This is a genomic window from Spirosoma validum (assembly GCF_014699035.1).
GTDB classification, from domain to species: domain Bacteria; phylum Bacteroidota; class Bacteroidia; order Cytophagales; family Spirosomataceae; genus Spirosoma; species Spirosoma validum.
Map to the genome: position 1 here is coordinate 30,929 of NZ_JACXAA010000013.1, position 17,982 is coordinate 48,910.

17 protein-coding genes and 2 pseudogenes are annotated in these 17,982 nt (G+C 46.4%); 7 read left to right on the plus strand and 12 right to left on the minus strand.

All coding sequences use genetic code 11. The features are described from left to right. Positions 1 to 28 precede the first annotated feature (28 nt). The 3 genes from IC230_RS26890 to IC230_RS26900 all read right to left on the minus strand — a co-directional run bounded on the left by IC230_RS26890 (position 29) and on the right by IC230_RS26900 (position 2,830). Positions 29 to 901 (minus strand): AraC family transcriptional regulator, encoded by an 873-nt coding sequence (locus IC230_RS26890; protein WP_191042170.1) that lies wholly within the window; start codon positions 899 to 901, stop codon positions 29 to 31. Continuing rightward, the gene (locus IC230_RS26895; RefSeq protein ID WP_191042171.1) at positions 898 to 1,788 is read right to left on the minus strand and encodes a helix-turn-helix domain-containing protein; all 891 of its coding nucleotides are present in this window, start codon (positions 1,786 to 1,788) and stop codon (positions 898 to 900) included. Before IC230_RS26895 ends, IC230_RS26890 begins: the two co-directional genes overlap by 4 nt. A gap of 472 nt (positions 1,789 to 2,260) precedes the next feature. Further along, positions 2,261 to 2,830, minus strand: coding sequence for a methyltransferase family protein (locus IC230_RS26900; protein WP_191042172.1), 570 nt, complete (start codon positions 2,828 to 2,830; stop codon positions 2,261 to 2,263). A gap of 363 nt (positions 2,831 to 3,193) precedes the next feature. Here IC230_RS26900 and IC230_RS26905 point away from each other — a divergent pair, with 363 nt between their 5' ends. Further along, positions 3,194 to 4,021 carry an amidohydrolase family protein gene (locus tag IC230_RS26905; RefSeq protein WP_191042173.1) on the plus strand — a complete coding sequence of 276 codons (828 nt, stop codon included), beginning with the start codon at positions 3,194 to 3,196 and terminating at the stop codon, positions 4,019 to 4,021. A 36-nt stretch (positions 4,022 to 4,057) separates the two neighbouring features. Here the strand turns inward: IC230_RS26905 and IC230_RS34175 are convergent, their stop codons facing one another. Next, positions 4,058 to 4,360 (minus strand): transposase, encoded by a 303-nt coding sequence (locus tag IC230_RS34175; RefSeq protein ID WP_262893191.1) that lies wholly within the window; start codon positions 4,358 to 4,360, stop codon positions 4,058 to 4,060. Further along, complete coding sequence (locus tag IC230_RS26910; RefSeq protein WP_317171848.1) at positions 4,353 to 5,003, minus strand: IS110 family transposase; 651 nt, start codon at positions 5,001 to 5,003, stop codon at positions 4,353 to 4,355. The genes IC230_RS34175 and IC230_RS26910 overlap by 8 nt, the downstream gene beginning before the upstream one ends. An 874-nt stretch (positions 5,004 to 5,877) precedes the next feature. Here IC230_RS26910 and IC230_RS26915 point away from each other — a divergent pair. Further along, positions 5,878 to 6,624 carry a hypothetical protein gene (locus IC230_RS26915; protein ID WP_191042174.1) on the plus strand — a complete coding sequence of 249 codons (747 nt, stop codon included), beginning with the start codon at positions 5,878 to 5,880 and terminating at the stop codon, positions 6,622 to 6,624. Between the two features lie 689 nt (positions 6,625 to 7,313). Here IC230_RS26915 and IC230_RS26920 read toward each other — a convergent pair. Beyond that, positions 7,314 to 8,360: a tail fiber domain-containing protein gene (locus IC230_RS26920; protein ID WP_191042175.1), complete on the minus strand. Its 1,047-nt coding sequence runs from the start codon at positions 8,358 to 8,360 to the stop codon at positions 7,314 to 7,316. 498 nt (positions 8,361 to 8,858) lie between these two features. Then, a complete protein-coding gene (locus tag IC230_RS26925; protein WP_191042176.1) occupies positions 8,859 to 9,977 on the minus strand; it encodes a Fic family protein in 1,119 nt (372 codons plus the stop codon). A gap of 490 nt (positions 9,978 to 10,467) precedes the next feature. On the opposite strand from IC230_RS26925, the gene IC230_RS26930 reads away from it, so the two are divergent. The 5 genes and pseudogenes from IC230_RS26930 to IC230_RS34915 all read left to right on the plus strand — a co-directional run bounded on the left by IC230_RS26930 (position 10,468) and on the right by IC230_RS34915 (position 14,607). Next, the gene (locus IC230_RS26930; RefSeq protein ID WP_191042177.1) at positions 10,468 to 10,824 is read left to right on the plus strand and encodes a hypothetical protein; all 357 of its coding nucleotides are present in this window, start codon (positions 10,468 to 10,470) and stop codon (positions 10,822 to 10,824) included. Positions 10,825 to 10,872: 48 nt separating this feature from the next. Continuing rightward, the gene (locus IC230_RS26935) at positions 10,873 to 11,328 is read left to right on the plus strand and encodes a hypothetical protein (protein WP_191042178.1); all 456 of its coding nucleotides are present in this window, start codon (positions 10,873 to 10,875) and stop codon (positions 11,326 to 11,328) included. A 70-nt stretch (positions 11,329 to 11,398) separates the two neighbouring features. Continuing rightward, positions 11,399 to 12,505 carry a DUF5700 domain-containing putative Zn-dependent protease gene (locus tag IC230_RS26940; RefSeq protein ID WP_191042179.1) on the plus strand — a complete coding sequence of 369 codons (1,107 nt, stop codon included), beginning with the start codon at positions 11,399 to 11,401 and terminating at the stop codon, positions 12,503 to 12,505. A 315-nt stretch (positions 12,506 to 12,820) separates the two neighbouring features. After that, the gene (locus IC230_RS26945; protein ID WP_223860879.1) at positions 12,821 to 13,519 is read left to right on the plus strand and encodes an IS5 family transposase; all 699 of its coding nucleotides are present in this window, start codon (positions 12,821 to 12,823) and stop codon (positions 13,517 to 13,519) included. 214 nt (positions 13,520 to 13,733) lie between these two features. Continuing rightward, a pseudogene (locus tag IC230_RS34915) lies at positions 13,734 to 14,607 on the plus strand (IS982 family transposase). Here IC230_RS34915 and IC230_RS34855 read toward each other — a convergent pair. The 5 genes and pseudogenes from IC230_RS34855 to IC230_RS26980 form a co-directional block, all read right to left on the minus strand. After that, a pseudogene (locus tag IC230_RS34855) lies at positions 14,576 to 14,725 on the minus strand (pentapeptide repeat-containing protein); the annotation flags it as partial. The pseudogenes IC230_RS34915 and IC230_RS34855 overlap by 32 nt on opposite strands. Before the next feature lie 54 nt (positions 14,726 to 14,779). Beyond that, the gene (locus tag IC230_RS26965) at positions 14,780 to 15,244 is read right to left on the minus strand and encodes a pentapeptide repeat-containing protein (protein WP_191042182.1); all 465 of its coding nucleotides are present in this window, start codon (positions 15,242 to 15,244) and stop codon (positions 14,780 to 14,782) included. Then, the gene (locus IC230_RS26970) at positions 15,222 to 15,380 is read right to left on the minus strand and encodes a hypothetical protein (RefSeq protein ID WP_191042183.1); all 159 of its coding nucleotides are present in this window, start codon (positions 15,378 to 15,380) and stop codon (positions 15,222 to 15,224) included. Before IC230_RS26970 ends, IC230_RS26965 begins: the two co-directional genes overlap by 23 nt. A gap of 293 nt (positions 15,381 to 15,673) precedes the next feature. Beyond that, positions 15,674 to 16,348: a DUF429 domain-containing protein gene (locus IC230_RS26975; protein WP_191042184.1), complete on the minus strand. Its 675-nt coding sequence runs from the start codon at positions 16,346 to 16,348 to the stop codon at positions 15,674 to 15,676. A 322-nt stretch (positions 16,349 to 16,670) separates the two neighbouring features. Beyond that, positions 16,671 to 17,762, minus strand: a complete 1,092-nt coding sequence (locus IC230_RS26980) for a Gfo/Idh/MocA family protein (RefSeq protein ID WP_223860880.1) — start codon at positions 17,760 to 17,762, stop codon at positions 16,671 to 16,673. Between the last annotated feature and the right edge of the window lie 220 nt (positions 17,763 to 17,982).

Here is a 17,982-nt window from a genome sequence, read left to right on the forward strand (position 1 = left end):
TTAAGGATTAAGAAGCTAAACGATTAGTCTATTCAGCAAGCAACTGCTTTCGGTACTGGAGTGGTGACTCGCCAAACTGGCTTTTAAAGACTCGACTGAAATGGGAGTTGCTTTCGAAACCGCTTTCCCGCGCAATGTCGCTGATGCTTTTTTCGGTGGTTTTCAGCAATACTTCGGTATGACTCAGTCGTTTCTGCATCAGCCATTGAGCAGGTGTCGTATGGAATATACGTTTGAACTCGCGCTTAAATGTGGGTAAACTCTGGTGAGCCAGTTGAGCAAATTCCGTAAGCGACAGATTATACATGTAATTCGTCTCCATGACGGTATATAAATCTGAGCGGGTATTTTTAGTCAGCTTACTTAGGTAAGCTACCAATGCCTGATTACGGGGTTCAGCCAGAATAGATAGAAATAAATTCAGAAAACGCTGTTCAAGAACAGCTTCAGCCGGAGCAGGCTCTTCAGCAAATGAAGCCAGTAGCTGTTCCGATAACTCCCTGGTGAGCGGATTGAATTCCAGTTCATTAAGCTGTCTAAATGCCAGTTCTGGCAAGCCCTTTTGATCACTTCCAGGCTGGTAATGGCTGCTAAGCTGTTGCAGATAACTGTCTGGAATATACAGATTCATGGAACACCAGCCTTCATCCAGATACAGCTCCTGATTAAAAGCGCCTGTCTTGAGAAAATAGCAATGTCCTTCTTCCAGTAACAAGGTTTCGTCGGGCCGATGCATCAGCTTTCGGCCTTCAATCACAAAGGAGAGAATGTTGTAATGTGTAAAGACATCTACTTTTCGGACAACCTGTGGACAGTAGTAATATACAAACAGCAGGTCTTTACAGGTAAACTGTTTGTAAATCTGTGGCTGGTAGCGCAGAAACTCATAGACATTAATCATGGCCGTCCGGCTTCTGTCTGAAGCGGTTTTTGTTTCCGATAATGTAAAGGTGAGGCACCAAACTTGTCTTTAAACACCCGGCTAAAATGTGAGCTATTCTCAAAACCACTTTCAAAAACAATATCACTGATGCTTTTCTGGGTCGTGTTGAGTAAGGCCAGTGCGTAGTCTAGTCGTTTCTGCATCAGCCACTGGGCAGGCGTTGTCACAAACAGTTTTTTGAATTCCCGCTTAAATGTAGCTAAACTCCGATTCGCAATCCGGGCATATTCCTCCAGCGACAGATTATACATGTAATTGCTTTCCATAACCTCGTAAAGAGAGGTATGGGGGCGGTCAGTCAGGCTGTTGAGATAGGCAACAAACGTGTGATTGTCGGGATTAATTAATAGTGAATAAAAAAACTCCCGGAACCGCTCTTCCAACATAGTCTCCGTTGGTGACAGCTCCTGCTCAAAGAAGTTTAGTAACGTCTGAATAAAACCTGTTGAAGTTTCATTCATGGCCAGTTTAATAATTGGTTCTGTTGTCTGATTGGCGGTAGGCTGACCTCTATAAAAGTGTCGGAAATTCTGAATCAGTTGTTTGAGGTATACATCCGGCACATAAAACGTTACTGCCCGATAGCCTTTACCCAAAAAAACTTCCTGTATAAATCCTCCTTTCTTACAAAACTCCAGATTGCCCGTGGAAAACAACCAGGTTTTTCCTTGCCGATGAATCCATTTACTGCCACTGACCGAAAACGTTAGGTAGCTGTGGTGCGTAAATATCTCATCGCGCTGACGAGACTGTGGGCAATCATAATACGCCATGAGCAGGTCTTTGCTAACGAGCTGCCGGTAGGTTTCGGGCTGATATTTCAGGAAATCATACACATTAGTCATATAGCAGGCGGGTTGATAAACCACTGATTAATAGGACAAAACTATAGTGAAATAGTCGTTCAGACTTTGCTGTACGGATCAACTTTTTGACTGTGAAGGTCAAAACGACTTTGAGGTCATTGATTAGCGTGAATAACTGGCTGGTCTGTCAATGTACAGTTTATTGGCGAAAGCTGGATGGCAAGGTTGTTTGACTAAAGAAATCCTGATTGGTGTAGCCCGATCTAGTATATGTAATTGAGCAAATTTAAATAATGCTTCGGCAGCTGGATCGTATGCTATGGATCGTGTTGGAAAAGGTATGAACGTTCTATCGTCTCACTTGGGAGCGATTAATGAGATGGTGTGCTTTCCACAGAGTTATCGTTGATCTGTACAAAAATTAGCCAATCCGCTCAAAAAATTCTTGGTAGATGTCTCCAATCGGGGAATTCAGTGGTGGCAATCCCTGTACCCCTCGCCGATTCCAAACTCAGTAGAGGAACGGAAGCAGACGCCAAGTATGCTCACTATAGGCAGCGTAGCCAGGAAGTACTTGCCGTAAAAAATGCTCTTCCCGGCTTATTTTCACCACATAGGTTCCACACAAGATCAGTAAGCCTATCAAGCTTGACGGGCTGGGCTGATACAAGGTCGTCCCGAACGCGGCCGAGAGGAAACCCGTATACATCGGATTACGAACGTAACGATAGGGACCGTTAGTCACTAAGGTCTGGTTTTCGACTTGCTGGATGGCACCACTCCAGTTATCCGCCAGCACCTGGCGGGCCCAGGCCCCCAACAGCATGCCTATCAGCATCAAAATCATGCCTACTAAGTGAACCCAGTGGGGCAAACCTAAAAAAGGTTTATTGAACGCCATGGGTAGTGGATTTAGAAGCAGGATGAAGGACAGCACGACGAGTCCCACATGGATTCGTCGATACCAACTCGTGTTGATTTGCTGTTGCACCTGCACTCGTCGGCGTGTTGTATATCCCCAGATGGCCCAGCCAAGCCAAAAAATGCCCCATGTAAATTGAGCAAAGTAATTGATGAGCATAGTGACAGATTCATTGTGTACAGCTTAGGTAACTGAGGTGGCTGTAAATTTGTGTTATAGGACAACTATATGAATACTGTCGGGTGGCGTGATGGGCGAAGTGGTCTTGAAAAGAGCTAACGGGCGGGTTTAGCGACCGCATGGATTAATTAAAAGAGTGATTAAAGAGACGGACGATCAATACTGATTAAACTAGAGCTTTTAGTACTTTAGCTAACCTATAAGAGATTATAAAACATTAATTTGAGCAGTTATATAGTCACTAGTCGATAAATTCCCCTCATTATGCATAAGCTCTCCCTGCTCTTTAGCATTTGATTTTGCTCGGTTGGCATAATCCAAGCCCAATCGCAGATTATTGATATGCACATCCACTCTTATGACCAAGGCGCTTTTCTTAGACCCATTATTGAGGTAGCTGGCGTGCGAGCAGCCAAAACGGCTAGTGCCCATTTTCAAGAGACTTATCAAGCTTTCACCACGTATAGTATCGTCAAGGCAGTCGTCAGCGGTTCTCCTACCAGCGTGGACAATTGGCTTACTCAAGACAAAGAACACAAGTTCATTGCAGGCATTGCGATGGATGAGCCGACTGATTATGGCATGGATAGCGTTCGTTTCGAACAATTGGTCAAAGACAAGAAGATTCTTGTCTTCGGCGAAATTGGTGCCTACTATGGGGGCAGCACCCTCAATCACCCCGGTTGGCAACCCTATTTACGCATTTGTCAACGCTATGACATTCCTGTGGCGATTCATTTGGGCGGTGGTCCCCCCCAATCCACCTATTCTTGGGCGCCTAAAGCCAGATTACAACTAAGCGATCCCTTTCTGATTGAAGATGTATTGGTTCGCTATCCGAAGCTACGAATCTATATGATGCATTCAGGTGAGGTATGGTATGAACACGCTCTCCGTTTAATGGCCTTCTATCCCCAACTCTATTCCGATCTAGGGGCACTATTATGGGTAGAGCCTTTGACGAAACACTATGCTAGTGAGTTTTTAAAACTAGCCAAAGAAGGGGGTTACCTCAAGCGGGTCATGTTTGGCAGCGACCAGATGCGCTGGCCGGGGGGCATTGGAAAATCGGTTGATTACTTAAAAAGTTTACCCTTCCTAAGTCAAGAAGATAAAGCTGACCTGTTCTATAACAACGCGGCTCGTTTTTTAAAGCTTAAGAACCAGTAGTAGTCAGTGTCTACCTAACATGAACTGTGTTAAAAGTCAAGCCATCGAGCGTAAAATAGGCTGATAATTCGGATCATAGTCTTGATTGAATTTAACCACCGCATACGCCTGGCGAAGTAGTTTGTTGACGACAGCCATTAACGCCACATTAGTTACTTTACCTGCCGCTTTTAAGCGTTGATAGCACTCTCGACACGGTTTATTATAGCGAATTGCTGACAAACTAGCCATATATAATTGGCCTCTCAGGTGAGCATCACCAGAGCGGTTGATTCCCTTCGTTATGCCTACTTTTCCCGACTGGTAGATGATTGGAGCAACGCCGATAAACTTAGCCAAGGCCTTGGCCGATCCAAAGTCGCGAAAGCCACGCTTCGGCGCACCGATTCGTGGTCTCAATTAAGGCGGTGGCGACGGCGTCAGAAATTCCTTTTATGGACCGTAACCGCTTGTACTGCTCGGTAAAATCAGCTTGGCATACCTGGTTAATTTCAGCCTTTAATTGAGCGATGGCCGCCTGGAAATGAGCAATCATCTGTTGCAAACTATGCTGAACAGTAGCATCTTTCAGGGGTAATGGCTGGAACGATTCAAATAGGTTAAGCAGCACTACCCGCTGTTTTTGGTATTGTCTAAGCAAAGTTCGTTTCTGTCTAAGAAGCATCAGACTCTTGTTACTCATCTGATAAACAAGTGGTTGAATAGACCTCCCGTATTCTGATAATAAGACCGCATCACTCGGATCGGTCTTAGTGATCGATAAATGCATTTTGGCGAAGTGATGACTCTGCTTGGGATTAATAACTGATATTATCACCTTGGCTTGAGAAAGCATATAAGTTACTAAAACGGAATAGGAACCAGTAGCTTCTAGCACGCAATGGGCCTGCTCGGGAAGTTGATTTATTAGCGAATGAATGCCGTCGGGCGAATTGGCGTAGGAACTCACTTTCCAGCCCGCCGTTAGTTTTGGAATAGCCACTGAAAGGCTATCTTTAGAGACCGCACGGGCGGCCCCGGTCAATACCAATGTAAGTTTTCATAGAAAAGAGAGATTACAAAGGGGAAAAAGAAAGATATAACTGGGAAATGACGCCATGAATTTTAGACCCTAGCATAGCATACGCGGTTTTTCACCAATTGAACTGTCCAGGCTTTAAATTCACCAGTGGGAGTCAAAACATGTTAAACAGGTTTGGCTAATAATTGCTCGGACTTATCCCCACTGGTGGCTCAAATCACAGCTGAAGAACTGCCTTTTTTGAGTGTTTTTCAAACCCGTTCAAACGTACTATAATTGCACTTATACAAGTGCACGAATGCGACGGATATTAAAACAAGCTATCCAATTTAGCGCCCGAATTAATGAGCCAATGAGTAAATATTTCGTCGTATCAGGCGGGCGCTTATTCATGAAGGTTTCCTCGTCTCATTAGGGAGCATTTTGTGAGACAAACAAACTTGTATTTTTCCTCCCTTTTCAACCTAAACTTTACTTAGGTCGTGAGATGGCTTGGGGCAATCTACCAAGGCGATTTTAATAAGCTCTAAATTGGGGTCACTTTTAGTGTAATCTCTACCAACTTCGGCTTCTAATGAAGGCCCCTTATTACCGTATAATAAATTGTACAAATATTATAATAATATTTACATTTTATCTTGCAAATTTACATTAATCAACACACCCTCCTTACCGATTCTAGAAAGTAAGTTAGCGCCATCATAGGCGAATTGAATCTTGCTGCTTCGGCGTCTTAGGCTCTACTAGCAAGCCTAATTCCACTTTGACCTGCTAAAAGTAGGGCAACGTATTTTCTGATAGTTTCCTATCACTTCACCTTCAATTTCCTATTAGTATGAACACTAAAACATTACTGTTTAAGTCGTATATATGGGCTTTAATTGCGCTATTAATGCTATCGCCTTATTCATGCACAATGATGGATCATCCCTGTGCTGCTGAAGCAGCAGCCCTTGCTGCCGCCCAAACGGCAGTGGCTAATGCAGAACAAGCGGAGACTAATGCGAAGAGAGCAAGAGATATTGCAAATGATGCATACAATATTGCCATGGGTTTAGAAGATTTGGCAATTCTTGCCCTGAGTGGATGTCTTGCTACCACGCCGTTGGGTTGCGCTTTACTTGCAGCTGCAGTTGTAGCTGCGCATTTTAATACTCAGAATGCAAAAGATGCCCTGGATCTGCAACAAAGTCTGTACAACCAAGCTATACAGGCAACAAATCAAGCACGAAGTACGAGACTAGCCGCCTCGAACGCGTTAGCAGCCTGTCTGGCTGCCCATCCGAATGCTGCCATTTCTCCACAAACCCAATCAATAACTGCAGACGTCTTGCTTAAAAAGGACTTCTTTGAAAAGGAGTTAGTTAGGATTGAGACATTGCAAAAAAATATCAGCAGCAATTATAAAAATACCGAGGATTGGTTATCTATCTGCAAAAAAAATGGACAAGATATTACAACTGCATCATCAGCATTGGAAGATGTTCAGAGTCGTATGAACGCTATGAACAAGCAGCATGATGATATCCAGCGTGACTACAAGGTCGTTTTAGAACAGGTTAAGTCGAGTAAGGATCAATAGTTAATTGCACTTTTGGTAAATTGGAGCTATTGAGCCAAAAATATTAGTTCATGGCTCAATAGCTCCAGCAATAAAATAACGCTCGACTTCCTTTTCTCAAACTCGCTTAGGACTTTTATATAACTAAGGTTGTTCTGGCCGGATCGCTGCTGACGGGCCGGGGCTTAAAGCGGTAAGTATCCAGGGTTGAGGCACTTGTTTGTAAGGCTACCTTTTCGGCTAAAAATCTCTCCAATAAGAGGTTGCAACTACCAATCGGGGCCAAATATCAAGTAGGGATTTAATACACTGATTGACAAGTATAAACGTTCATTTTGATTTGTCCTATAGTCAAATGAAAACGTATGGTTTCAGTTGTTCAAAAGACCATTTTGACGCTGATTTACACCTTTTCGGTTGACTCAACGCGGGCTATTTGAAATCTGGCACGCTTTTGTAGTTGCAACCGTAAGTTGGTAAATTAAGCGGTGAATACACCTTGTCTGTGATCGTCAAGCACCTGGGAAGGATCTTCATTAGTATACGTTAACTCAGTCCGGCGAAGGAATGTTACCGAGGGCGATTGTAAAGAAGTGGGTAGTTCTGCAGAAAAGTACTTTTTTCGTCGTTTGCCTCAAGCAGTGCTTGCAACCGTCTCACTTAGGAGCGTTTTTTTGGAATGTACAGGGCAAAGGGATAGAGTGTTCCGTTTAGGGTTTAAGGGTGAGCGTCTGGCTAATCGGTTGTCCTTGCAGGGCCGCTTCAATCTTATCCAGACGGGCCTGGGTGTCGCTTTTCAGAGCTGCGTTTTCCTCTCGTAAAATCTTGTTCTGGGCTTCCAGTTTTTCTACTTTCCGAATCAGTGCCTGAATGGCAATCAGATTCACCCCGTCAAAGTCAGCCTGATTGATGCTCTTATCCTCACCGATGTTACCAAGTGTATCGTGGCCAAAGGCGGCAAAGCAGTCCTGCGCCATCGGACCATAGTGGCGGTACTGTTTGGCGTCCTGGCCTTTGTAGTTCCAGGAGCCCAGTTTTAACTGGGCAATCTTCTCCAGAAAGCCAGCCCCATCCACGGAGCGGAAGTTTTCCTTGCGGGTCGAGTCGGAGAGCGTCTGCCAGGCGTTGCCTCCGCTGCTGAGGGAGACGCCTAGGGTTGCCTCGAAATTAGTGAAGAGTTTGTATCCTCCCGCAAAGCGCATCATCATCTGGTTAGCGGCATCGTTATTGGTGGCGGTAGAATTAATATTGAAATCGCCTAGGATAAAGCTACCTTGCTGCTGATTGGTGCTTACGTAAGTGCCCAGGGCCGTCGAAAAAGCACCACTGGCTCTGGTTTTGTAGCCCATGGCCGTCGATGCACCACCACTGGCGTTAGTTTGGCTGCCCATGGCCGTCGATGCATTACCACCGGCATAGGAATTGTTGCCCAGGGCCGTCGAATAACTACCACTGGCTCTGGAATTATAACCTGATCCAAACGAATACCGGCCTATGTTGGTGTTGTCGCTAGCTGAGGAGCGACTCCAGGCATCATTGTCAACATAGCCTGCCCGGAAGGCCCCCTGACTGGCGTACCAGATGAGCTTGTTGGCACTACCCACCTGGCTGGTGTCCTCCCCAAACAGCACCGTCTGGCTCCGGGCCACGTTGAAAAAGGCTTTAGGGGAGCTCGTGCCAATGCCCACCTGGCCTATGCTACGATTAGCCCCTAGGAAAACGAATAAGAAAAGGACTATGAGTACACTTTTTTTCATACTTATTTATTTTTTTTAGAACAGAATGTATTCGATCTGGCAAAATATTGAGCACTTAGTTGATATTAATTATCAAAGGGTTATATTTAATTACTAAGGTAATAAAAACATATAATTTGGTTCGTGCACTATATACATGAGTAGCAGAATTTATATCGTTTAAGTCGATCTATATTTCATTATGCCAGTAGGGATGCTGAAGCCCGTCCCATATGATGCTGATTTGACCAACTGCAAACGCAAAGCGCTCAACATCCGTCTTAAGGTTTTTTGGTCATCAGCTAGGAAGGGCAAAATCGATTGACTTACCGGGCAGCGCCGTCTGGTGGGAAGCTAACCCTGCCCGCTGCCTTGCATTTAGGGCTGGTTTTCCCCGCTCGGATCGAGCGACTATCCCGTCTCTTTAATCGCCCCTTTTAGGGTACACTAGTTTTCTATAAATCAGCCGTTCTTTCCCTCTTGCCAAGTTAAGTAGTGGTAAACCTTGATTCGTTACGACTATGAGCTTGTGCGAATCAATGGAATAGACGCAATGGGTAGGGGATTGCCTACTTCAACAAACAGCTTCATCAGGGGTTGATTGACGTAATAATTACTACGCCCGATTTTCTGTTTATGCACAAAGCCCTGCTCGGTCAATAAGTCCAGATAGCGGGTGGCTGTCAGGCGCGTTACGTGCAAATCGTCCATCACAAAATCAATCTTGGTGTACGGGTGTCGAAACAAGTTGTTGAGCAAGTCCTGACTATAGAGCTTGGGCAGTCGTTGCCGCAGCATATGCTTATACTGTTGCATCAGGTCACGAATAGCCTCTACCAGCACAATCGTTTGCCGGGCCGTTTGTTCCACCCCATCCAGCATATACAGTACCCAGCCTTCCCAGTCCTGTTGCTCGCGGACGGCCTGTAGTCGCTCGTAGTAGCCGCTCTTATGCTGAATAATGTAGCGACTCATGTAGAGGATTGGCAAATGAAGCAACTCTTGCTGTACTAAATACAGCAGGTTAATGATCCGACCAGTACGCCCGTTGCCGTCGTAGAAGGGATGGATGCTTTCAAACTGGTAATGCACGACAGCCATTTTTACCAGGGGGTCGGCATCAAGCACCGCATCGTCGTTGATAAACCGTTCGAGGTTTGCCATCAGGCTTTCAATCTGACCAGCTTCCTGCGGGGGCGTATACACCACCTCTCCAGTTTGTCCATTGCGGAGCGTAGTGCCAGGTAAACGTCGAAAGCCAGCATTATTCTGCTCTAATTCTTGCTGAATAGCGATAATGTGTCGTAGGGTAAGAAGCTTTTGTTGGCGCACTAAGGCAAATCCTTTTTTTAGGGCACTGGCGTAGCGTTGTACTTCTTTGGTTGCCGGACTGGCAGCGGTATCGGTAAAGAGTTCGGCTCTAAACAGATCGTCATGCGTAGTGATAATATTTTCAACCGCCGAGGAATCTTTGGCTTCCTGTAGGGCTAGGGTATTGATCAGGATCGATTCATTGGGAATCGTAGCCGCCACGCCTTTGAGCTCTGCCAGATACCGATGTGCGGCCGCTACTTTGCGTAGCACCAGGCGGGTTTCCAGATCAACCTTGGGTGGTAAAGGCGTTAAAACGAATGCCATAAGAACAGTAGCAATGATAAGGCACTGAGTACTTATGCATAAAAAGTGGGTTTTTCTATGCACATGGTGTGCAATATATATAGAAAAGGGCATTTTCTATATATATTATATTCGCTGCGCTTGAGTGCATCTGTAGATGTTGCCCTTAAGATATTCAATCAGCTTGGGCAGTTTCCGCTCAACTTAAGCTTTAGATGCGCCTAGAAGCACGTTACAAAATTGATCTCGTAACCAATGTGCGTTTTGGTATAATCAATCCAATCATCGGATACATATAATCTCAAGCAGGAGCATTTTTTGAGAACAATTGCTCAAGTATAAATCAACTGATCATGCAACGCAGTAATCATTTTTACACTCTTTGCAAAAGTATAGGATTGGCCTGGCTACAACTAGGTAAGCTTATTACTACCAAAAATTAACCAGAAGTAGAAAAGGTAAACACCTTCAACACCTGAAAGCAAATTATATGATGGGTTACTCCCCAATAATGGCTATAGCCACCGCTCTGTTAATGAGTCCACTGTATACGCAAGCTCAACTCGCTGGTGTTCCTTTACACTTTGCCGATACGGCGGCTGGGCCAAGCTATGCCTTCCTCCGCAGTTCGACGGATGAGCCCTATCTGATCCAGCTACGCACCAAATACCAGCTCAACCAGCTGCTGGCCAAGAGCCAATCGGACTATGAACGGGTACGTCTGATGAGCAAGTGGGTACGAACCCAGTGGGAGCACAACGGCAGTAATGAGCCTCAGCGAGAAGAACCCATGGCCATCCTGGAAGAAGCCGCCACGGGTAAACAATTTCGGTGCGTGGAATATTCGATTGTCCTGAGTGGCGCATAGAACTCAGTCGGAATTCCAGCCCGCGTGCTGGGCTTAATGATGGACGATGTGGAGACGCGCCAGACGGGGGCGGGTCATGTGGTGGCGGAAGCCTATTTAGCCGACTTAAAAAAATGGGTGATGATTGACGGCCAATGGGATGTCACCCCGGTGCTCTACGGCAAGCCCCTCAATGCCGTGGAACTTCAGCGGGCTCTAGTAAGCAAGAGTCCTAATGTAGGCGTAGATAGTTTTTCGGGTGTAGAACCAAGTGGCTATTTCAGGTGGATTTTGCCTTATTTATTCTATTTTGATACCAAGATAGATGGCCGTTTCGGTCCTGGCAAACTGGTGTATGCACGCCATTCGGAGGCCCTCATTTTAGGGCCGGTTGGGGCCAAAGCGCCGAGGGTTTTTCAGCAGGTTTATCCCATAAAGAACGATCTCTATACCCATTCGCTTAACGCGTTTTACGCCCCACCCGGCGAGGGGTCAAAACCGGGTAATGCGAAAAGTACCAAATGATAATCGAATAGGCGTTTGCGAACTCGTCTTCAAAGAAGAACCCTGTTGAGGCCTATTACTGGCGTTTGCTATGAAAATAACCCTACTATTCTTGGTCTGGCTTCTAGCCATTGGACACCTGTCGCGCAGCCAATCGTTGGCCGCTCCTGAAGCGAAAATAACGATACAACTTGATTTTGAGAGTGCTAAAGCCATCATTGGGTTGTTGACCAAAACTCAGGTAACCGATGCAGAATTAAACCAAGTGGCCAAACTGTATGGCAATCAGCAGTTGATTGCTAAAGTGAGCAGTTATGATCAGACCGGGACAGAAGCGGTCTCTAAGCAAACTCTACGCGAGCTGATCGAAACCGGGACAGTTAACGGAAAAGACCCCTTTGAGTGGAAAGTAGTCAAAACTAGTCTAGGGGCCGTTCAGCACATGATTGGTGAACTGGAAACTAAAGGCCCCTTTCTGGACGATGTGAAGCGTTGTCTAATTCCCTATTGCCCGCCGACCACCAGTCCGATAACCGCTCGCGCCTGCTTTTTAGTCGGGGGGGGCGCACTGGGCTTTACCATTGGGGATGATGATACGTTTAACGTCGCCCTTCACAAGATCGGTACCGATTATGAAGGCTTGGTGTCGTTAGTCACTCATGAGCTCTACCACACCGTTCAGCAGGTGGGCCAACGTGCCCGAAAAAAAGGGCCGCTGGCCGGGAATCTGCCGAAGCCCGTAGCCACTACGTCGATGTTGCTGACTAATTTATGGTCCGAGGGGACCGCTCAGTTGGTCGGCGATGTCACGACGAGCGGAAAGCCTACCTCGTTCATGCAGCGACAGAGCGAGTACCAACAAAACCGCCAGCGCATGCGGCAGAATTTTGTGTTGTTTGAAAGCTTACTTTTTTCCGCGTATTATGATTCGACGGCCAGTGAGGAACAATTGTACAATGTCGGGTTCACGACCGTTTTTGACCAAACGGCTTATTACACCGGCTACCGAATGGCCAAAGAGATTGAAACCCACAAAGGGAAGGCCGTTTTAGCGACGTTGATCAACCAAAGCCCCCTTGATTTCTGCCGGGTTTATATGCAGCTCTACAAGGAGTTTCCCAACCAGATCAACTTTAAATTTAGCTCGGCTACCGAAGCGATCCTGGCCAAACTAGAGCCTTGGCGGGATAAGATTTGAGGTATTTCTAGGTTGATTCATGCCATCATATCTCGGTAAACGCCCTATTTACGGAGCAAATAGATGAAAGCCTATTCGTCTTATACGGGAGCCTTATGTGAGAGATATTTAGGAAGAGCTACAACTACCAACCTTTAGAGCATGTTGGGGATTGAGAAAGGTTGAGAGTCGTGCCAACTTTGTGGTCGCCAAACTACAAAGTCATGACCAAACAGTGGCAGCCACTGACCGACCCTCAATGGGCCGCAATCGCTCCGGCGACCCGGTTCGCCTTTTTTCGATCTCAAACGTAAGCGTAAACACAATCCACGTCAGATGATCAACATTATTCTGTGGCTTCTGCGAACCGGTTGTCAGTGGCGAAATCTACCCAAGGAATGGCCCAACTGGCAGGCCGTTTACTATTACTTTGACCAGTGGAAGCAGGATGGCACCTTCGAGCGAATCAATTGGGCGTTGAATCAGTTGGATCGTAAACGAGTCGAAAAACAAGATTACCCTTCTGTATTATGTATTGATTCACAAAGTGTTAAGTTGAATTCTATGATCTATGAATATCGGGGTACAGATGCCAACAAACGGGTCAATGGTCGCAAACGGCAACTTGTTGTCGACACCCAAGGCCGACTCTGGCTGGCGACTGTTCATGCTGCCAATCAAGCGGATGGTCCCGCTGCTGTTTCGCTAATTGACGATATACTGTGGCGGGTGGGCGAACGGCTAGAAAAAGTGTATGGTGACCAATCGTATAATGGTGTTTTTGCCAACGCCTTGCGGAGTGGTCGATTGATCGCTCCGGCGACCCGGTTTGAGAAAGCTTCGCGGCCTGAATCGGCCCAAGGGTTTGTACCTGTTGCCAAACGTTGGGTCGTTGAGCGAACCATTAGCTGGACCAATTACTTCCGTCGCATCGTCAAAGATTACGAGTATACGTTATTATCTTCGGTCAACTGGCTGTATTTGGCTAACATCCAACTAATGCTTCAACGAATCGAACCTGATTACAAAAGATAATTCCCCAACACATTCTAAGTCATCTACAATTACTTCCGGATCGCCAGTTTGAGTGATAATGAGGCTGGATTGCTGGCTGGGTTTACCTGTTAAATCCCAAACGGAGATGCCATAAATAGAACAATTATTTAACCTAAGTTGTGCGGTATAAGATGGCCTGACTAAAAAAGCATGGTTTGAATAGTTTTGAGTCGCCAAACCTAAACCATTGACCATGCTCCACTTCGACACCGACGACTTGCGCGATGTGTTCGTGTACGCAATGATAGACGACTATCTCAAAACTTGCAACTACTCTCCCTCCACGAGAGCTTCCGCTACCGGTCAACTACCCAAACTGACCGATACCGAAGTCTTGTTTGTGTTCATGATAGCTTGTCTTGATTACGGGGGCAACTGCCAGCAAGCCATGCGCGCCATGAAACGCGCTCATAACATTTCTCACAAGCTCAGTCGCTCCCAGTTCAATCGACGAGTCCATGCCTTGCAGGACCGTTTACAGGAGTTGTTAGCCTTACTCAGTAGTTGGGCGAAGGCCGAGAATACCCAGTTTGCCATTGATTTGTGCCCTTTGCCGGTTTGTAAAAACATTCGCATCAGCCGGTGCCAGTTAGTCGAGGGGGAGGCTTACCGAGGGTATAACGCCAGCAAGCGGGAATATTTTTATGGCTACAAAGTGCACTTCATCACGGCGGCTGATGGACGTATTGTAGAGTTCGAACGGTCCGCCGTCGCGGTTTACTCCCGGCAGCATCCATGACCAAGTTGGTTTTGAGCTGTTGAGTTTTGACTTACCGGTTGCCAGCGCGGTCTATGCCGACAAAGTTTATAATCATTACGCCCAGGAAGCTTTGCTGGCTCAGGCGGCAGGGATTGCCTTTCAGCCGATCCGGCGTAGCAACTCACGTCATGCTGACAATACCTATTGCATCAACTGGCTACGCCAGCAGGCTCGCCATCACATCGAAACGGATATTAGCTAGTTAGTCAGCCGCTGGCCTCGTCGGATTCACGCGGTGACGGCCAAGGGGTTTTTGCTCAAAGCGATAGGTTTCATTATGGCTCACAATATCCTGTTCTACTTTTAATCACACAACTTAGGTTATTTAGTATAGCATCTTCAAAGTCGGTCTTTACTAAGGTCGCGTATTGAAGATTGGTCTTTGTAAGATTAGCTTTGTAAAGAATAGCTTCACTAAGGTTTGCACTATAAAGGTCTGTCTCATATAAGTTAGCACACTAAAGCTTACATGCCAAATGTTAATTTGGCATGTAAGCTTTAGTTAGGTTAGCAGAAGATAGGTTTGCTTGAAAAAGACTTGCGCGAGGAAGGAATGCTTCTGTAAGGTCAGTATCATCCAAGTTAGCATCATCGAGAGAAGCTCCTTCGAACTTAGCTTTTTTAAGGATAGCTTCAGTAAGGCTGGCATATCTAAGATTGGCATAAGAAAGATCAGCTTCAGTGAGGTTTGCTCCATAAAATTGAGTTCGCTCAAGATTAACCCACTTCAGATTAGCCCCAGAAAGATTTACCCCTGCAAAATTAGCGAAACTTAGATCAGTTCGAGAAAAATCTATACCCTGTAAGTCGTACTGCCACAGGGGATAGAACGATCTAAAATCTAACTCGCTGAGGTCTACTTTTAGATTAGGATGCTCTGACTTCCATCTATTCCAGGCTTCACTCCCTTCCTTAATTAAGTTAAATAGCTTTTCCTTCTCCATCGGTGAGTTGGGGTATTGCCCGTTGGGCAAACTGGGCATCAAATTGCGGGTCTTCAATAGCGAGAAAGCCAACCAATTGTGCAAGGCCCATACTAATAGCAGTAAGCAACAACCAAACTGTGGTGTAGGCTTTCATGCCTTGACTGGTTAACCGAGTGAGCTTAAGACTGTTAAATATAGGAAAGAATGCCAAAGGATAGTCATAAATCTGCAATCCGGCGCATAAAACGCCCGAATTAATGAGCAGATAGATGAATACTTTGTCGTCTAAGATGGGGGCGTATATATGAACGTTTCTTTGTCTCAGGTGGGAGCTTTTTGTGAGATTTTGTCATGTGATGCTAACCAATCAGGCATGAATACTACCGCTTTTTTATTCTCTACACAGGCAAACGGACGTTCACTAGGGTATAAAAACGTGATCTTACGTTAGTAAAGAATACCATCCTGCTTACCAAACGGTCTATTTTCTGGCACACTTTGCAGCGTAGTCGCCCCAGCTCGTATCGCCAGAATCGTCGCGTCGATGACATCATCTGGTTGCACATCTTTCCGTTTCGTCATCTTTAGGGTGTTGGCAATCACCTGCAGGTAGCTCTGGGCATGCCTGGCAATCATTGCCAGCCTCTCTGTTGCCCCTTCAGGCGTTGATTTGTTCGACAGCAAGGCTTGCCGCTGGTTGAGATAGTAAAAGCTAAGCTCTGGATGGGCTTCCCGCAAGGGATAGCCTGGATGATCCCCCAGAAACCGATTCGCTTCCTTTATTTTTCCGCCTATATTCCAGGTTTGTTTGGACACGCCTTTGCCCGTGTGGAGCCGATTAAGCCGGTTTGCCTCTGCGTAGGTGGCTGCGTATACGGCTGCCCGGTGTGGGGTAAAAAAAATGGAGGCTCTCTTTTTTGGGCCAAGCAATGCTTGAGCCTCGACTTCACAACTACGATAGCTGGTATCAGCAAAGTGGAGCGGTATGTCGATTAAGGCTAGCTTGGCGGGGATAGCTGGTAGCTCATCTAAGCTTTGTATAATGCCATGCTGCAGCCTAGCTTCTTGGTCGATACTGGCAACCAGCCCGCCCGCCCGGCATCCATCTATTCCTACATACATAGCTACCTTCTAAATTCTATTCCTTACTCGATTGACTTAGATAAGGGGTCAGTTGTTTTAGATCGGTCACCCAGACCAGGGTATTCTGAGAATTCATCAATATGATCAATTGGCTACCCTATAGGTTGATGATTGTACAACAGCATTACATACCCATTTAAACTCATCAATGGAGAGAAACGGTTGGTCAGCTCCTAAAGCGGCTCACGCCTTAACGTTTGTCGCTTCAGCTAACCCCCTCCAATAATAGCTGTACCGGCTAGTAAACAGAAGTAGTGTCCAGTCTGGCAAATCCACATTGTTGGAGCTCTGGATTCGGACATTACACCAGGTTTACTTTTTGCCCAGTTGTTGCTGCCCGGTAAATCCCTTCAATAACCCGCATATCCCGACGACCTTCTTCGCCGGCTATATGGCTGGGTAAGGCTTTCTTCGATAGGATGTGTTGGGCGATGTCATCCAGTTGAGCCGCTTGCTGATTGACCACCGGAAAATCAAAGGCGCCTTGACTGCTGCGACCTTTAAAGGGGCCATAGCTCAGAGCGGGTTCCAGTTCAAAGTAGCCTTCATCGGCCGAGGCATAGAAGCGATCGATACTGCAGTTTGAGGTGCAGGATGAGGTGCAAATGGCCCCACTGGGGAAATAGAGTTGCCAGGTTATGTTTTCTTCGACCTCCCGGAACAGATCAGGCATGGTTACCGGGCCAAATTGAGCCGTAACGGCCAGGGGTTCTTCTCCCAATACATACCGGGCACTCTGAACGCAGTAAACACCCAGATTCATCAGGGGACCTCCGCCCGCCAGCGCTTTCTTTAAATGCCAATCATCGGGAGGTATCCCCGCTAACCGATAGCCTAGCGAAGCCTCAATCAGCCGTACCTGACCGAAGACTTTGTGTTGACCCAATCGTTTTAGTTCGATGTGATGCGGGTCGTAGTGCAATCGGTACCCCACCGCCAGCTGGACACCTGCCTGCTGGCAAGCATCAATCATTTGCTGACAGTCTTGGGGGGTAAAGGCCATCGGTTTTTCGACGATAACATGCTTGCCCGCTTTGGCGGCTCGCAGGGTGAATTCTTTGTGCAAGCCATTGGGCAGGGTGATATACACCAGGTCAATCGCCGGATTATGGATGATCTGATCGAACGTCTGGTAGGTATAGCTATTCTTGTGGGGAATATTAAACTCGGTCATCCATTGAGTCGCTTTAGCGGGTGTTCCCGTAATGATACCCGCCAGGTGGCAATAGTTTGAGGCCGCAATACCTGCTTTGAGTACGTTGGCATAGCGGCCTAATCCGCAGAGCGCAATGTTTACTTTTCGCTTATCAACGTTGTTGGCCCGTTGCTGAGCCATGGCCGATAGGGGGGGTAAAGTCAGGGAGGCTCCCACTGCCCGTCCCATTTGGGCCATAAATGTGCGTCTTGAAAAGGGGGGCATCGTTGGTCGGCTTTGGGTTAGGTCTAGCCGGGATTTACCAAAAGTAGCCAACCGGTCAAATGTGCGCTGGTTTATTCCACCAGTGGTTTAATGAGGGGACAAGCGAAATAGGGTAATGCCCCAAAATGCTAAAAGGAGTGTTTACTTACAATAAATGACATTTGGTTTTATAACTGATAAATGAAAGCAGATG